This window comes from Reichenbachiella versicolor (genome assembly GCF_003171675.1).
Taxonomy (GTDB): Bacteria; Bacteroidota; Bacteroidia; order Cytophagales; family Cyclobacteriaceae; genus Reichenbachiella; species Reichenbachiella versicolor.
The window spans coordinates 1-17,926 of record NZ_QFZQ01000003.1; the positions used below are offsets into that span (position 1 = coordinate 1).

Here is a 17,926-nt window from a genome sequence, read left to right on the forward strand (position 1 = left end):
TCCCATTCCGAACAGAGCAGTTAAGCCACTCAGCGCCGATGGTACTTCAGTAAAATGCGGGAGAGTAGGTCATCGCCAGATTTTATCAAAGGGGTTAGTGAGAATTCATTAACCCTTTTTTTATACCACTATATTTTTATAATCTCACCAAACCATCTCTGAATATTGATCAGGAAAGATAATAGGGGATTTATTGTAATAAGTGTGACTACATTTTACGGGTCAAGAATGCTTGCTGAATACTTTGATCCATCTGTCAGGTATTTCTCCGTTTAGGGCCAAGTTGTAGTCATTGTGATCACATGGTACAATTGTATTTCTTTCGTAAATACTCTTATTATTAAGATTCGGTACCTCCATCCACCATTTATCAGAAAGACGGCTTTTATAGAAAGTTATAGCATCGGGTTCATTATCCATTGTTACTACGTATTTCATATAGTCATTGGTTTGGAACCCTTTCTCCCCTTTACGGTTGTTAAAGCCTTCGATGAAATACCATATCATTACAGCAATTACCTGTGCAGATTGGTGATCATTAGTGTCTTTTTCTGGATTATATTCATAAATACCTACAGAACTAAGTTTGTCGTTAAGTCCTGCATACCACATGATTTGACAAGCTTCTTCTCCTGTTAGTCCAAATACATCGCTTTTATTTCCAGCAGGCGTATATGCTTTTTGTATAGCAGATATATCAAAAGAAAGCATATCAGATTCTCGTATGACTGGTTCTACTTTTTTAAAGTCTTCTCTCATTTCACCAATGCGATATGTAGAAAAGTTCAATTGTTTAAATATCTTAGAAATAGTGGGGCTGACAAAGTAGGATTGATACCCTAGATGGCTATAATTAAATAAAAAATTAGGATTATGATTAATCATAGTATGGATGTGATTTTCAGATGGTAATTCAGTCTGATTATCCATGTCAAAATGTGAATCTACATTACAAATAGAAATTAATTTATCATCTTCTTCATATGCTAAGAATTGTCCTAAATCAATATCATGTGACCCTCCAATAATAATGGGTAGAATTTGTTTGTGCATAAGATATTGACATACTGCTTTGAGCCTTTTATATGTTTCTTCTCGACTAGGACCGCTTCTTAGATTACCAAGGTCTACAATTTCGGTAGATGAATTTGATCTTTTAAGGGAATAAAGTTTCTTTCTTATAAACCTAACACCAGTGTCAGTTATAGTGGAATATCCATTATTTTCCTTAATCCCTATTATTGCGATATCTATATTTAGGATGTCAGGTAGCTTTTCTTCATTAAGGTATACACTCTGAATTAGCGAATCTGCCTTAAAACTCTTATCTGATAGGCTTTCGTCTATAGGGTTAAAGAATAACTTTAAATCCATTTATACTTAATCAAATTAAAAATGAAAGTTATTTCTAATTGACGAATCATTTGATATGTTCGGGAGAGTGTTTTGGCTTTTTGCGCTTAAAATATCACATGAATATTCCAATTTGCATTTATGAGTTTTAAAAATCAATTTGACCTCATTGATTTATTTTAGGGCTTATCAAAGTCGGGCAGTAATTGACATTAGTTTTCATAGGTACTAGTATTGTGCTGTTGATACTTTAGATTATAATTGGAAATTGCTATTGGCTATAAATATGAAATTCCAACATACAGGCAATCACCTTATATTATTCTATATGATGATAATTCTGTTATTATCATCTTGTTTGCATATGGAGTCTACTAATCGCAGAGATAGAGAAGAAGTAGACTCTGTCAAAGTCGTAGAATATGATCTTCAGGAGTATTCTGCTATATCTCTATTAGGTAAAAAATTGTACCCTCCCGTTTTAAATAAAAGAACCAAAACACGTCGCGAGGCTGATTTGACAAAAGCTTCAGAAAACTTTAGTTCAAGACCAGATAGTTTGGATTATATTATCTGGTATGGTCGTAGATTGGCTTTTCTATATATGTATAAAGAAGCTATTCAAATCTTTACTAATGGACTTGAGAGGTATCCGTTGTCTTTTGAATTGTATAGGCATAGGGGACATCGCTTCTTGACATTAAGACAGTTTGATAATGCTGTAGCAGACTTAGAAAAAGCGGCTTTTTATGTTAGAAAATCACCAATTAAATGGGAACGTAATGGTTTTGGTAGTCAGATTCCAAGATCGACTGTGCAATTTAATATATGGTATCATTTGGGTTTGACTTATTATTTAAAGGGTAATTATGATAAAGCGGTCTCTGCCTATAAAAAATGTCTCGATCTTGCAAATAATGATGATATGCTCGTTTCTGCAAGTGACTGGTTGTATATGACGTATCAACGACTTGGAAGTATTGATGCTGCAGAGGAACTTTTAGAGCCTATTCAAAGGCATATGAATGTGATTGAAAATAAGTCATATCATAGACGACTACTCATGTATAAAGGAATTTTACGACCGAAAGAATTATTTGATATCAATAAGACAAATAAATATTCAATTGATGATTTGACATATGGGTATGGAGTTGGGAACTGGTATTTTTATAAAGGAGATACAAAAAAGGCTTTCCAAATTTTTACTAAAATGTTGGAAAGCCCTAACTGGCAAGCCTTTGGGTATTTGGCTGCAGAAGTTGAATTAGCTAATCAGATAGATGCTACTCGCCCTTAACCAACTTCTATTACAACATTATCAGACTTTGGTTTACTGATACACATTAAAACATAGCCCTGTTCTTTTTCTTCCGAAGATAAGACACTTACACTGTCTTCTATAACTTCACCTGACTTGCAGGTTCCTCTACAAGCTGTACAAAGTCCGCTTTGGCACGAATAGGGTAGATCAAGACCTTGATCAAGTCCTGCTTCTAATATAGTCTTACCTGAATCTACGGTATAAGCATGTTGCTCACCTTCATGAATCACTATTACATCAATAGGTTTACCTCCTTCATCAACAGTCTTTGAGTCAGAAGAATTACTTGCAGTAAAACTTTCTTTGTGCTGTTTTTCTGCTGGAATGCCTAATTGTTCAAGAGTACTGATGACAATGTTCATTAGAGGCTCAGGCCCACACGTCATATACTCTATATCTGAGAAATTTTCGTCACTGAGGGTTTGAATGTTTTTAGTTAATTTTTCAATGGTCAAATAACCAGTTTCTTCGGTCCAATTGTCTGGTGATTTCTCTAAGTATTGAATGATGTTGAATCTATCTCCATAAGACTCTTTCAGAGACTTGATGTTTTCTTTAAAAATAATTGAGTTGATGTCTCTATTAGCATAAATCAAAGACACTTTACTTTGCTCATTTACGCTAAGCGTAGATTTTGCTATCGATAACAGAGGAGTTATACCACTCCCTCCTCCAATTAGATAGACATGTTTTTTAGGATTTACATCAATGGTGAATGTACCCATTGGTTCCATGATACGCACACTGTCTCCAATTTTGAAGTTATCATTTACATAATTAGACATTAGTCCATTTTCTACCCTTTTGACAGTTACTGCAGGACGTTCATTAACATAAGGAGAACTACACAAAGAGTATGCTCTTCGGACTTCACTTCCGTTAATATTCTCAATTAATGTCAAGAATTGACCAGGTTTGTATTGAAGGTTGCCAGCTTCAGGCTCTTCAAATACAATCGTTACTGCGTCTTCTGTTTCGGTTATAACTTGACTAATAGTCAGATCTAAGTACTGTGACTTAGAGCTTTCTTTCTTTTTTTTTCTCTTAAAAAAACTAAATGGCATTTTGAATACTTAGATTTCAAACGAATTGAGGCAAAAGTACGTTCAAATAGTTGTTCTGCAAATATGAGATACGACATGAGAGGTTATATTATTTTGTTTTAGGGGGGGGGATTATTCATACCTCCCATACTAAGATTTTCAAGAAAGTTGTATTTATGAGATGCATTACCTTAGATTTTGATTATAAGACTAAAATGATTGACAATGAAAAACATTCAAAAGTTACTTTGTGTCATATTGATAGTTCCTCTGGTTCTATCTTCATGTAGCGAAGAAGAAGGTCGTAGCTTCGATTTAAATACTGGAGAAAATGTATTTGAATTAGAAGGAGTTACTTACGAACCTATAAGTGCTGATGCTTTAATTTTAAATGGTAATATACCGGATGATGTTAATGCGGTATACAACAATTTTAATTTCTCCTATCAAATTAGAAGGAATGATACTGATGATTTGAAAAAAGCTTATGATGCAACTGTTTTAAGTATTAGCGTTTTAAAAGGAGAATTACCGTTCTTAGAAGAAGGTAGTACAAGATACGAAGAAGTAGTGAGCCAATTATTTCGTTTGGGAAATACTAAAGTAGATCAAGAGCAACAACTACAGGATACGGTATTGACTGTATCTATTAACTGTTACTCTTATATGTCGCTTGATACTTTAGATATAAGGCATGCAGAAAGGTATGTTGATCCATCAGATGATTCTATCGTATTGAATGGTGAAACTCGAATTTTCGAAAAATCTCCGGCCATTTTGTTGGGGGATTTTGAAGTAAATGGAGAAGTAGATAAAAAAGTATCTCAAGTTGTAAAGACAAGACAGGCTTATACTGAGGATTTTGCCGTTGAACTAAGTAACGAACTGGGTGTTCCTGTGGACGATTTTACTACCGACAATTGGGCTTCTATTAAACAAAAGGTTGATGCGATTTCTGAGGGATCTGAAATTAAGCTACACGAGAGCTATCTTGCATTCGTTGATGTGATTGGGAAAACGGTTCAATATCAATCCAGAAGTGGATTGTTAGAAATTAAGGAGATGGAATCTACATCCGCAGAAGAATTGAAATACTCTGTTACCTTTGATATAGAATTTGGAGGTGGCAATTCAATTAAAGGAAATATCAATGATACTTTTGAACAGTTAATTGATAATACACTATAATTATTAATGTAAACTAAAAGTTTATTAAAGAGGGTGTCTCAAAAAATGAGGTATCCTCTTTTTTTTAACCTCATATTCTAACAACCATTCAAACATACTTAAGGCTAGTTTTGTTTATATTAAAAGAACTGTGTCTTAGTTAGTATTAGCTTTTTTAGTAATCAGATTTATAGAAAATTTACGTTACGTAATAAACGTCCAGTCTATGAGGTTCTTCAAAGTAGCATTTAGTATTGCGTTAATTCTCTTTAACATTAATGTGGTTAAAGCTCAGTATACGGAATATCATTCAGCTGATAAGAAAGCACTGAAATATTATAATGAGGCTAGAGTATTTCTTAAAAGAGCCCAGTTTAGTGAAGCCACACCATTATTACAAAAAGCTATATCAAGAGATCCAATGTTTATTGAAGTATGGCTGGCTCTCGGTAGTATGTATTCAAGAGTGGGGAATGATAGTCTTACGATGCAGTCATTTTTGAAGGCAGTGGATATTGATCCAGATTATATTAAGTCTAGATATGCTTACTATACGATAGGAGAACTATATTTTAAATATGGAGATTATGTTTTGTCTAAGAATTATTTACTTCATTATCTACGAACTGAGCATGGAGATCGTGTAAGAAAGCGTGCTGCAAGAGATAAAATAGCGAGTTGTAATTTTGCTATTCAGGCAAAAAATCAACCTTTTGATTATCAAATGACCAAATTACCGGATTTTGCGAACGAATTTCAGATGGAATATTTTGCGGAATTCAGTGTGGATATGAATAAACTATATTTCACTAGACGAGTGGGGTCGAATACACTTGATGATGAGGATATTTTTTATTCTCAAAAGACTGAGTTTGGATGGTCTAAACCTGAATCAATATCACCAAGTATAAATACGGAAGAAAATGAAGGGGCCTCATCAATATCAGCTGATGGTCGCACGATAGTGTTTACTTCTTGCAATACTCGGAAAGGCTATGGCAGCTGTGATCTTTATATAAGTAATAAAGTAGGTGATGAATGGTCTAAACCGCGAAATATGGGCAAAGAAATAAACTCACCGGCTTGGGACGCTCAACCAGCACTTTCAGCAGATGGGCGGACAATTTATTTTGTATCTAATCGAACAGGTGGATTAGGTAATAAAGATATATGGGCTTCTATAAAGGATAAAAATGGATATTGGACTCAAGCTTTTAATTTGGGTAATAGGATTAATACAAAAAGAGATGAAATAGCACCTTTTATTCATGCCAATGGAGAGACGATTTATTTCTCATCCGAAGGACATGAGACAATGGGAGGGTTAGATTTTTTTACAGCTGAACTTGAAAAGGATTCAATATGGAGTTTTCCCCGAAATTTAGGTTATCCTCTAAATGATTCGAACGATCAAGTTTCATTAACAATAGCTTCGGATGGTAGTACAGGTATTATTGCTATTGAAAAAGAAGAAGATAACAAACTACATAGTAGTTTGTATTCTATCCAATTGCCAGAAACTTTCAGAGTTAAAAATCGAAGTAACTTTTTAACCGGTATGGTAATCGATGCAGAAACTAAACTATCAATTGAGGCATCAATAAAAATTTATAAGTTAGATGACAAAAGATTCTATTCTGAATTGAAATCTGATAAAGTATCAGGTGAGTATACAATGGTGCTTACAGAGGGAAATAAATATGGTGTATACGTTACAAGCCCAGGATATATTTTTCATGATTTTAAATTTGAATTAGAAGATCTTAATTCTTTTGACAACAAAATACTTAACATACAACTTCAGCCTATAAGAGAAGGAGCGAAGGCTATTCTTGGAAATATTTTCTTTGATCATGACTCTTTTGAGATTAAAAGAGAATCGATGTCTGAGTTAAGAGAAGTCTATTGGTTCTTAAGAAAAAACCCCGAAGTGATAGTAGAAATATCAGGTCACACAGATGCAAGCGGAAACAGTGCATACAATGAAAAACTATCAATGAACAGAGCCCAGACTATATTTGATTTTCTAGTTTCAAAGAGAATTCCACCTCATCAGCTAGCATATAAGGGATATGGCTCTAAGCAACTATTAGATGAAGCTCCATTCTCTCCTAAAAATAGAAGAATAGAGTTCAAGGTAATAGAAATTGTAAAATAGACTATAGATATCTATACCAAGTTTTATCTGGAGAGATATTCTACTATTTAAAAGCGGCAAAACTTTCCTTTTTTCCAGAATGGGAACGGATGAATTTGTACTTATTGTATTCTATACGTTTATGTATTGTTCTTTATTCAGAAGCTGGGTTTTAATATTTTAAAAACTGCTCATCCAAATTATTTGTAAGTTAATGTTTGTTATGTAAAATATTCTTTGGTTAAAAGGGTTATGTGTGAAATACACGTGCCGTTAATAAAGAAAGGTTGTATTTTAATATAAGCAAATGATGTTTTTAACAAAGCGTTACATGGAATAAAACAGGTTTTAAGCAATTAAAAAACGTTGTAGGCAAAAAAAACCACTCTTAACTTGCTAAGAATTCTCGATTCTAATAAAAACATATCTCAATTCTATTCTTTTAAAAGATAAGGATTAGTATAAAGGTATTGTCAATATCGATTTTTAACTCATTAATGTAGAAAATACACAACAGTGGTGTAACGGTAACAATTAAGTAATTGTTTTAGTTCATTTACCGCACCCAAATAAATTGTACAAAATGCATTTAGGTATTCGTTTTTATTGATTGAGGAGAGACAATTTTTTTCAACTCTTAAAACTATAATATGAAGAGAATTTTAATTCTAATGCTATCATTCTTGATCTGCACCAGCTCTGTGCTTTTGGCACAAGATCGGAGTGTTTCGGGAAGCATTATCGATGAAAAAGGAGAGCCTATACCAGGGGCAACCATCACCATCAAAGGTTCCACAGGAGGAACGGTTTCTGATGTAAATGGTAAATGGAAATTGAATGTTCCTCAAGATGGAGTATTGATATTTTCGTTTATTGGAATGACTACTAAAGAAATTGTAGTCGGAGCACAATCTATGCTAGATGTTACACTTGAGTCAGATACCAAACAATTACAAGAAGTTGTTGTAACAGCTTTGGGAGTTTCCAGAGAGAAAAAAGCTCTTGGTTTTGCTCAGCAGTCTGTTGATGGTTCTAGTCTTCAGCAGGCAAAGACAGATAATTTGATTGAGTCACTATCAGGTAAAGTAGCTGGTGTTAATGTAAGACAAACTACTACTATGGGTGGTTCAGCTGTGATCAATATTAGAGGTAATTCATCTATCGTTGATAATAATCCACTGTTTATTATTGATGGTGTTCCAGTACAGAATACGACACGAAATACAGTTGAACAAAGGTCTGGTAGAAGAGGATACGATTATGGTAATCCTGTGGCTGACCTTAATCCAGATGATATTGAGTCAATGTCTGTGCTTAAAGGGGCTGCGGCTACAGCTCTTTATGGTGCTAGAGGACAAAATGGGGTGATTTTAGTCACTACCAAGAAAGGTGGATCTCAAAAAAAAGGTATTGGTGTTGAGGTTGGTTTTGGGATGACATATGGAACTATTGACAAGTCTACATTTGCAGAATACCAAACTGAGTATGGTGCAGGCTATGGTCCTTTTCAAAATGATGGTGTTACTCCATTTGGAACACTTTTTATTGAAGATATTGATGGTGATGGTGTTGATGATTTTATTGTGCCAACAAGAGAAGATGGTTCTTACGGGGAAAGATTAGATGGTTCTTTTACAGCCTATCAGTGGGACTCTTTTGTGCCGGGAGAAGCTAATTTTGGTAAAGCGTATCCATATACTGCTCCAAGTACTACACCAGCGGACTTTTTTGAATCACAAATCACTACTAACACCAATATTGCCCTTTCTGGTGGAAATGATAATACTAATTTTAGATTAAGTTATACTAATAATACAACTGATGATATTCTTCCAAATAGTAATTTGAATAAGAATACATTGAACTTTAACGCAAATGTAAAGTTGGGTGAAAAATTATCTACTGATGTTTTGTTCCAGTATAGTACTTATGATCTCACTGGAGGTTTTTCTTCAGGGTATGGAGATAATCTTATGGGTATGTTTAGACAGTGGTGGCAAGTCAATGTGGATGTAAAACAACAAGAGAAAGTCTATAAAAGAACTGGTTTAAACTATACATGGAATGCTGCTGATTATAGTGATCCATTAACTCCAATTTATTTTGATAATCCCTATTGGACTAGGTATGAGAACTACAATACGCAAGTTAGAGATAGAGTGATTTCGAAGGTTGGTATTCAATATAAATTTACTGATTGGTTGACTGTCAATGGTCGAGCATCTGTTGATTCATATACTGAAGTCAGAGAAGAAAGGAGAGCAGTAGGCTCTTTGCCAGCTGAATTTGGTGTGAGTTTGGCCGATCAACCGTCAGGATATGCTAGGACCGATATAAATGCGGTGGAATCAAACTACTTTGGTAGTTTGAATTTCAATAAAAACTTAACTGATGATGTGTCGTTAAGTGCGTTTGCGGGTTTTAATCTTCAGAAAGAAAAATATGAAAGCATTTTTGCCTCTACAAGTGGAGAATTGACGGTGCCTAAGATATACTCTTTGAGTAATTCTAGATATGCTCTTCCATTCCCAGAAGAAAGACTTTATGAAAAGGAAATTTATGGATATTTCTCTAACATTTCTTTGGGATACAAAGGCATGGTTTTCTTAGATGGTAACTATAGAATAGATATTTCTTCAGCTCTACCAAGTGCCAACAGACAATATAGTTATGGAGGGTTGAGTGCGAGTTTCGTATTTTCAGAACTTATAGACGCAAGCTGGTTGGACTTTGCAAAACTAAGAGGTAGTTATGGTTCTGTAGGTAATGATACCAGAGCATTACGAGTAAATGATACCTATGAAAGGTTTGCCAACTTTGGGACAGAGCCTGTATTATATAGTATTCGAGATACTAAGAATAATAAGAATCTTAAACCAGAAAAGACGGTGGAGTATGAAATAGGTGCAGAGGGTGCCTTCTTAAGTAATCGTGTTAGTGTTGATTTAGCATATTATAACAGAGAAACTACAGATCAATTGATGCCTGTGGAGGTATCGAGAGCTACTGGTTTCTCAAGTACTTTTATTAATGTAGGTACTATTCAAAACAAAGGGGTAGAGTTAGTCTTAAGTGGAGATGTTGTAAGAGAAAAAGACTTTACCTATAATCTAGGTGTAAACTTCACAAGAAATAGAAATAAAGTACTTGACCTTAATGATGACAATGGAAACGAAACTGATAATTACACCATACAAAGTTATCAAGGGAATATATCTTCCAATGCTACAGTTGGTCAGCCCTTAGGAGTATTAAGGGGTACTGGGTATGTTTATCATGAAAACGGTCAAAGATTGGTAGATGAAGATGGTTTTTATGTAGCTGAAACAAATCAGATTATTGGCGACCCAAACCCCGATTTTACAATGGGTTTTAATAGTACATTCAAGTATAAAGGTCTTGCATTGAGCTTTTTGATTGATTGGTCGCAAGGTGGGGATGTCTATTCTTTGGATATGCACTATGGTAGAGGAACAGGGTTGTATCCTGAGACAGCAGGTCTAAACGATTTAGGTAACCCATTGAGAGATCCTGTTACTAATGATGAAACCAGTGGAGGTCTTATTAACCCTGGTGTGCAGGCTGATGGAACACCAAATACAGTTAGAGCAGATGCTAGTTATTATTTTGGAGCTTTCTATTGGGGGAATGATTCAAGAAACCCAGGAGAGATGACGGTTTATGATGCGTCTTATGTGAAGTTGAGGGAGATGAGACTAACATACTCTCTTCCCTCTAAGCTGGTTGGGTCTTGGTCTCAAGGCGTGGATGTGTCTTTAGTAGGTCGTAACCTATGGATTATTCATAAAAATGTTCCTTATGCTGATCCAGAATCTGGATTAGGAGGACAGTTTTCTGCTGGGTATCTATCGGGCTCGTACCCTACCGTTAGATCATATGGGTTTGACATTCGTTTTAAATTTTAATCATAGGATAAGAAATAGATATGAAAAATATATTATATGTGTTCATCCTTGTATTAGTAACAATAGGATGTGACGAAAGGTTAGATGAACTAAACACGGATAAGAAAAATCCTTCAGAAGTTCCTGTAAGTACTCTTTTTGCTAGTGCAACCAGAGAGTTAGTAGATAACATCACAAGTACAAATGTGAATGATAACCCGTTTAGGTTGTATTCTCAAATGTGGGCACAGACAACTTATCCACAGGAGAGTCAATATCAAATAACTACAAGAGAAATTTCTCTTTCCATTTTCACAAATCAATATAGAGATGTTTTATCCGATTTGAGTGCCGCCAAAAGTAGTATTCTAATTGAAAAAGAAAGTGGTGAATCAATTGAGTCTGATGAAAAGTTGGATAATAAGATAGCAGTTATAGATATTTTGATGTCATATACCTATGTGTCTTTGGTAGATATTTTTGGAGATGTACCGTTTACAGAATCTTTAGACGTTGCTAATCTAAATCCAAAGTATGATGATGCTGCCAGTATTTATGATGCTGTGGAAGCTACGCTAACAACTGCAAGTTCAACTCTTGCTGCTAATAGTTCTGAAGGTAGCTTTGAAAAAGAACAAGATTTGGTATATGCAGGAGATTTGTCTGCATGGGCTACTTTTGCGAATACTTTGAAACTCAGGATGGCAATGAAGCTTGCTGACGTAAACAAGGCCAAGTCCATAGAGTGGGCTGATGAAGCTTTGGATGCTGGTGTTTTTGAAAGCAATGCTGATAACTTTGCTATGACGTACCAAGGTGCCTCGCCAAATTCAAGTCCACTTCATGAGGACTTGGTATTGAGTGGTAGAAGTGATTTTGTTTTAGCTAATACATTAACGGAAGCTATGAATGACAAACTTGACCCTAGACTTATGGTTTATGGTAGAAATGCGATTCCATATGGTTGGAATGTTGATCCAAAAACCAAGAAGGCTCGAGACTCTGTTTTTACTACCAATGTGATTGTTGAGAACTATGATAAAGATGGCAAGCTATTAAGTACAGATTACCTAGTGACTCCTACTTTTTTAGCATCTGATTCTGTTTCTAAAGGAGATATTAGGATTTTTCAAGGTGGTGTGTATGGAACAGGTAATTCTTATGGTAGTTCTTCTCAGATTGGAGATATTTTACATACTCCGACTTATCCAGGTACTTTATTGAGTTATGTAGAGGTCGAGTTTATGATGGCAGAGATGATAGAGAGAGGAGGTTATAATATTACAGGAACAGCAGAATCTCACTATAATACCGCTATTACTGCTTCATTTGCTGAATGGGGAGTAGAAAATGTAGCAACATATCTGGCTAGACCAGAAGTGGCTTATACAACTGCAGACGGAAGTTCAGGTGATTGGAAGCAAATAATCGGAGAGCAAATGTGGCTTGCTTTATATAATCAAGGGTTAGAGGCATGGTCAACCTGGAGAAGGTTTGATTTTGAGGGACTAAAACCCTTGCCAGGTGATACAGATCTAACTGTACCAAATAGAATGACATACCCTCTTAGAGAACAGACACTTAATAGTACTAGCTACGAAGCAGCTGCAGCCGCTATTGGAGGTGATACTCAAGCAACCAAAGTGTTTTGGGACGTTAATTAATCAAGGATAATAAATAGTTAAGTAAAATGGATCGGGGCTTGTATAATTTGTTCGAGCCTCGTTCTTTTTATTGTTAATTATGCTTTATACGAATGTTGATTATAGTTTTTCAATATAGATCATATGTTACTATAATGTAAGTTTTAGGTTTTAATTGTGCCTGTCTTCATCTTGTGGAATTAATCATTTTGTTTATGAGGTTTCGTGATGTGGTCATTTTAATAATAGTGTATAATTTGAATTTTCAGCTAGGAAATTTTTCATATTTAATAAAAACAGCACTTTAAAATTTCCTTTTTTAGGAAATCAGAAATAAAATTTTAAAAAAATAATAAAAATGTAGACTTTGAACGGTTCTAAGAAATGTTCAAAATAAATTTATGTATTTGTATATATATATTAGAATAGTACAATTAACAATGGGGTGTCTTTTATGTTGTCTGCGTTTTAACATATTTTAACTAAGAAAATACCATTGTTAACCATTCTTCACAATTGTACCTTTGGGCAACTTCTTACTATAAGGTTTGATCAATATTATTGATTTTAATCTGTTTGTTTTCTTTTGAAATGTAAACCTCTACTGAAATGAATGTTGGTAGAGTTTTTTTATGTGTGATTTAGATATTTGGCAAGCAGAACATTCATGAAATCCATAATTGATTGATTTTGAAGTAGGAAAAAACAACTATTTATTAATCCTTTAAAGCTATAATATGAAGAGAATTCAATTACTAGTGTTTTTGCTCCTTTCATGCTTTAGTTCTGTGCTTTTAGCCCAGGATAGAAGCGTGTCAGGTCGCATTGTCGATGAAAATGACGATCCGATTCCAGGTGCTACCATAACCATAAAAGGTTCTACTGGTGGTACAATCTCTGATTTGGACGGGAATTGGAAATTTAGTGCTCCCGAAGGGGCGACACTAATTTTTTCTTTTGTGGGTATGACCACTCAAGAAATAGAAATAGGAGCACGTTCTGTAATAGACGTGAAATTGGAAACAGATTCCAAGCAGTTACAAGAAGTAGTGGTTACTGCATTTGGTATCGAGCAAGAAAGAAAAGCACTGTCATATTCAACTCAAAAAGTTGAAAATAAGGTGGTTACTCAAGCTGCTCAACCAAACTTGTCAAATGCACTACAGGGTAAAGTTGCTGGTTTAGATATTAGACAATCAAGTGGAATGCCAGGTTCTTCCTCTTACATGACTATAAGAGGGCCAAGTTTTCTTAATTCAACTAATGCTCCTTTGGTTGTCGTTGATGGTATGCCAATAGAATCAGAACCTCAGTTTACTGAAAGAGATGTTAATTCTAGAGTATCTGGAAGTGATGCATCAAGTAGAATGCTAGATATAAATCCAGCCGATATAGAGTCTGTTGATGTTTTGAAAGGAGCAAGTGCAGCAGCTTTATATGGTTTGAGAGCAGCGAATGGAGTAATAATTATTACAACTAAAAAAGGACAGGGATTAGAAAAAGGAATGCAGGTTACCTATTCTACTTCTTACACTGCTGATGTTGTTACTAGATTACCTAAACTTCAAAGTACATATGCTCAAGGAAATGGTGGTGCATATGCAGGAGGAACTTCAATGTCTTGGGGGCCTAAAATATCGGAGCTTGGAGAGTACGTCAATAATGTTGGCGAAACCGTCACAGCTCAAGTATACGATAACGTAGATCCTTTTTTTAAGACTGGTAGTACTATTACTAATGATATATCTCTATCAGGAGCTAGTGATAAAGGTAGTTTCAATTTGAGTTTTGGTGCTACTAACCAAGATGGATTCATCCCTACGACAGGAATGGAGAGGTACTCAGGTAAGTTTTCTGGAGAATTTCAGTTAACGGATAAGTTTTCGGTAGGAAGCTCCATGATGTATACAAATATGCATATCGATAAAATCGCAAGTGGAAGTAATTTAAGTAATCCTCTATTTACCACTTATTTTGCTCCAAGAAGTTACAATTTATGGGGAACTCCATATCATGTAGAAGGATCGCCTTATGAACAAATTCATTACCGTGCTGCAATGGATAACCCAAGGTGGTCTTTGGCAAACAATGAATTTACGGAAGACAATGATCGCTTCATAGGAAATATTCACTTCAAGTACGATGTCAAGGATTGGCTGAAGTTAAGGTATCAAATAGGAATGGATCAATTCACTAATAGTCAGAAAGAGGTTTATGAGCTAGGTTCAGGAGAGACTGGCGGTAGAAATAGCCCTCCAACAGGTGGTAAATTGACAGATATGATTTTTACCCAACGTCAGCTTAATTCAAACGTGAATTTGACATTTGACAAGTCTTTTGGAGATTTTAATGTGAATTTCATGCTTGGTAATGAAGTTTATCGAATAGACTCTAGAGAAATGAATGTAGAAGGTACTGGTTTCTCAATCGGAGGTTTTCACAATATGTCAAACACGCAAAGCCAGATAGTATTGGAAGAAGTTCAGAAAAGACTTGTAATGGGATACTACGGTAATTTGATTTTAAACTGGAAAGGAACTGTTTATTTGAATGCTACTGGTAGAAATGATGTAACTAGCGTTCTGGCACAAGGGAATAGATCGTTTTTCTATCCTTCTGTTGGAACAAGTATAGTGTTCACAGAACTGTTCGATATACCACAAAATATTCTTAGTGCAGGTAAGTTAAGAGTAGGTTATGCTGAGGTAGGTCAACTTCCTGATACGAATTATGGAACTCAAAACGTCTTTATTCCTGGAAACTCAGCAGTTGGAGGTTTTTTAACTGATGGTATTCAATTCCCTTTCTCTGGGCAGAATGCTTTCAATCAATCTGATATTCTAAGGTCTCCAGATTTGAAACCACAAAATTTACAAACTTGGGAATTTGGTTTAGAAATGAATTTCTTGAATAGTAGAGTCGGTGTGGATTATACATACTTTAGTTCAACTGTGGAAGATCAAATTTTTGAAGTCCCTATTGCGCCATCTTCTGGGTATGAGTCTGAATTTAAAAATGCAGGTACTCTAAAGAGTACAGGACATGAATTAACTCTTAATCTGGTTCCTATTCAGAATAAGGACTGGAGATGGTCTGTAGGAATTAATTTTACTAAGTACAATAATGAAGTAGAAGAGTTGGCTGATGGTGTTGAAAGTATCCAGCTTGGAGGTTTTACGACTCCTAGTGTTAGAGCGCTGAAAGGAGGTACTTATCCTTCTATTTATGGAGTTGGGTATTTGAGAGATGATCAGGGTAGAATCGTTGTTTATGACGACCCTGGAAGTCCTAGACATGGAATGCCTATAGCAGATCCTGAAGCTAAAAAGATAGGTGATGTACAGCCAGATTTTAATATTGGTTTTAACTCAAGTGTTACTTACAAAGGAATTACACTTACAGCTTTAGTTGATTGGAGACAAGGAGGTCAAATGTACTCAGGAAACAATAGATTAGGAGCGCTATATGGTATTTTGGAAGTTACAGAGAAGAGTAGAGAAACCCCAGTGGTTTTAGATGCTGTTAAAGGAAATATAGATGATAATAATCAAGCTGTCGTAACAGGAGAGAATGATATAGCCATTGTTCGTGGAGAATACTACTGGAATACTATACTTGGTAGTATTGATGAAGCACATGTTTTTGAAACAACATATGTGAGATTTAGAGAGTTATCTATTGGCTATACAATTCCTAGAAAGTGGTTGGATAACATTTTTATTAACAGTGCTACGGTCTCCTTTGTTGGAAGAAATTTAGCTTTGTGGTCTAAATATCCAAATTTTGACCCAGAGTCAAGTACAACAGGTGCTACGAACGGACAGGGTTTAGAGTATGTAGCTCATCCTCAGGTAGCTAGTTATGGAGGAAGACTTTCTATTACATTTTAATTAGACAGCTAAAGATATTAAACATGAAAAGAGAAAATAATATTTATGTTTTAGGTCTTATCATGATGATAGCAAGTCTATTCTCATGTACAGACGAAAAACTTGATGAAATTGGAGAAAATCCAAATGATCCAAGTGAAGTGCCGATTGCATTGTTGATGCCTCAGGTGGGAGTAGATTTGGCATTTGGAGTCAGTGGTACAGAATTAGCTTGGTACTCTTCTGTTTTTGTAGAGCATACTACAGGTGTACATGGACAATTAGAGGATGCAGATAAGCGTGCGGGTATCAATAGTTCAATGGTTAACAATACATGGAATACTATATATGCGGATTTATTGCAAGATTTATCTGTTTTGATTGAAAGAGGGTCTGAAGAAGGTGCAGAAGAAGGTGCATGGAATTCTGTAGGTATTGCTAAAGTAATTCAAGCTTATGCCTTTGGGGTAGCTACAGATGCTTGGGGTGACATACCGTTTAGTGAGGCGACTTTTGCAATTTCAAATAAGCAACCAGCAATTGAGAGTCAGGAAAGTGTTTATACTGGTTTGCAATCCTTGCTTGACGAGGCTATAGCTGATCTTGAAAAAACAAGTGTGGTTTATCACAATGCAAATGACTTTTATTACACTGGGGATTCTACAAAGTGGATTAAAGCAGCATACGCTTTGAAAGCGAGATATTATAATAGACTTAGTAAAAAAGATCCTATAGGTTCTGCAAATAGTGCTTTAGCAGCAATTGAAGAAGCTTTTGAAGATGGTGATGATAACTTAGTATTTTCAAGTTTTACGACAGATGCTACTGGTGAAAATCCATGGTTTCAAGAGTTGAATGATAGGAGTCATCATGCAATAAGTGAGACGCTTTTCGATATGATAACAAATCTTGGAGACCCAAGGGATACATTGTGGTTTGGAACTGTAGAAGGTTCAGTAGTACCAGCACCAAATGGGTCAGCACAAACTGATCAGAGTGGAGATATTTATTCAAGAGCAGCAACAGAAAGTGATCCAAGTACAACGGATGATTTTTACTTGGCGGCTACATCAGAATTACCTTTAATTACTTACGATGAGTTGAAATTCATTGAGGCTGAAGCGTATCTTAGATTAAGTAATGCATCTGATGCCTATTCAGCATATTTAGAGGCGGTAGAAGCGGCTTTAGAAAGAGCTGGCGTAGACGCGAGTGCTATTACGGTCTATTTAGGATCTTCTCTTGTAGACGTAGGAGAAGCTAATTTGACGCTTGAAACTATAATCACCCAGAAGTATATTTCCTTTTGGCTTTTTCAACCGCTTGAAGCATTCAATGATTATAGAAGAACAGGTTTTCCAACTTTAAATAACCCTGATCCAGCTCCGGCAAGATTTCCATACGCGCAGGACGAGTTGGCTTCAAATCCTAAGTTGAAATTAGTTAGTACAAATGTCCCAGTATGGTGGGCTGAATAAAGATATT

Annotated in this window: 9 protein-coding genes and 1 rRNA gene; 8 read left to right on the plus strand and 2 right to left on the minus strand. The window is 35.3% G+C overall.

The window, feature by feature from the left end; translation table 11 throughout:
- Nucleotides 1-81 (plus strand): 5S ribosomal RNA (gene rrf, locus DKG80_RS21485); the annotation flags it as partial.
- 141 nt (nucleotides 82-222) lie between these two features.
- Here the strand turns inward: rrf and DKG80_RS08250 are convergent.
- Entirely contained in the window at nucleotides 223-1,374 is a 1,152-nt protein-coding gene (locus DKG80_RS08250) for a formimidoylglutamase (RefSeq protein ID WP_109830864.1), read from the minus strand.
- 343 nt (nucleotides 1,375-1,717) lie between these two features.
- On the opposite strand from DKG80_RS08250, the gene DKG80_RS08255 reads away from it, so the two are divergent.
- Nucleotides 1,718-2,653 carry a tetratricopeptide repeat protein gene (locus tag DKG80_RS08255; RefSeq protein WP_162555764.1) on the plus strand — a complete coding sequence of 312 codons (936 nt, stop codon included), beginning with the start codon at nucleotides 1,718-1,720 and terminating at the stop codon, nucleotides 2,651-2,653.
- Here DKG80_RS08255 and DKG80_RS08260 read toward each other — a convergent pair.
- The gene (locus DKG80_RS08260; RefSeq protein ID WP_109830866.1) at nucleotides 2,650-3,741 is read right to left on the minus strand and encodes a ferredoxin--NADP reductase; all 1,092 of its coding nucleotides are present in this window, start codon (nucleotides 3,739-3,741) and stop codon (nucleotides 2,650-2,652) included. The two genes, DKG80_RS08255 and DKG80_RS08260, sit on opposite strands and share 4 nt — an antisense overlap.
- A 204-nt stretch (nucleotides 3,742-3,945) precedes the next feature.
- Here DKG80_RS08260 and DKG80_RS08265 point away from each other — a divergent pair, with 204 nt between their 5' ends.
- From DKG80_RS08265 to DKG80_RS08290, 6 genes are all read left to right on the plus strand, one after another.
- Nucleotides 3,946-4,908: a hypothetical protein gene (locus DKG80_RS08265; RefSeq protein WP_109830867.1), complete on the plus strand. Its 963-nt coding sequence runs from the start codon at nucleotides 3,946-3,948 to the stop codon at nucleotides 4,906-4,908.
- A 205-nt stretch (nucleotides 4,909-5,113) separates the two neighbouring features.
- On the plus strand, nucleotides 5,114-7,045 hold the full coding sequence (locus tag DKG80_RS08270; protein ID WP_109830868.1) for an OmpA family protein: 1,932 nt from the start codon (nucleotides 5,114-5,116) through the stop codon (nucleotides 7,043-7,045).
- A 629-nt stretch (nucleotides 7,046-7,674) separates the two neighbouring features.
- On the plus strand, nucleotides 7,675-10,950 hold the full coding sequence (locus DKG80_RS08275) for a SusC/RagA family TonB-linked outer membrane protein (RefSeq protein WP_109830869.1): 3,276 nt from the start codon (nucleotides 7,675-7,677) through the stop codon (nucleotides 10,948-10,950).
- Nucleotides 10,951-10,970: 20 nt separating this feature from the next.
- Entirely contained in the window at nucleotides 10,971-12,593 is a 1,623-nt protein-coding gene (locus DKG80_RS08280) for a SusD/RagB family nutrient-binding outer membrane lipoprotein (RefSeq protein WP_109830870.1), read from the plus strand.
- A 716-nt stretch (nucleotides 12,594-13,309) separates the two neighbouring features.
- Nucleotides 13,310-16,462, plus strand: coding sequence for a SusC/RagA family TonB-linked outer membrane protein (locus DKG80_RS08285; protein WP_109830871.1), 3,153 nt, complete (start codon nucleotides 13,310-13,312; stop codon nucleotides 16,460-16,462).
- Between the two features lie 23 nt (nucleotides 16,463-16,485).
- A complete protein-coding gene (locus DKG80_RS08290; protein WP_109830872.1) occupies nucleotides 16,486-17,919 on the plus strand; it encodes a SusD/RagB family nutrient-binding outer membrane lipoprotein in 1,434 nt (477 codons plus the stop codon).
- The last annotated feature ends 7 nt before the right edge of the window (nucleotides 17,920-17,926 follow it).

Coding starts and splice junctions, on each gene's coding strand:
- DKG80_RS08250 (WP_109830864.1), bottom strand. CDS start 1,374: ATGGATTTAAAGTTATTCTTTAACCCTATAGACGAAAGCCTATCAGAT.
- DKG80_RS08255 (WP_162555764.1), top strand. CDS start 1,718: ATGGAGTCTACTAATCGCAGAGATAGAGAAGAAGTAGACTCTGTCAAA.
- DKG80_RS08260 (WP_109830866.1), bottom strand. CDS start 3,741: ATGCCATTTAGTTTTTTTAAGAGAAAAAAAAAGAAAGAAAGCTCTAAG.
- DKG80_RS08265 (WP_109830867.1), top strand. CDS start 3,946: ATGAAAAACATTCAAAAGTTACTTTGTGTCATATTGATAGTTCCTCTG.
- DKG80_RS08270 (WP_109830868.1), top strand. CDS start 5,114: ATGAGGTTCTTCAAAGTAGCATTTAGTATTGCGTTAATTCTCTTTAAC.
- DKG80_RS08275 (WP_109830869.1), top strand. CDS start 7,675: ATGAAGAGAATTTTAATTCTAATGCTATCATTCTTGATCTGCACCAGC.
- DKG80_RS08280 (WP_109830870.1), top strand. CDS start 10,971: ATGAAAAATATATTATATGTGTTCATCCTTGTATTAGTAACAATAGGA.
- DKG80_RS08285 (WP_109830871.1), top strand. CDS start 13,310: ATGAAGAGAATTCAATTACTAGTGTTTTTGCTCCTTTCATGCTTTAGT.
- DKG80_RS08290 (WP_109830872.1), top strand. CDS start 16,486: ATGAAAAGAGAAAATAATATTTATGTTTTAGGTCTTATCATGATGATA.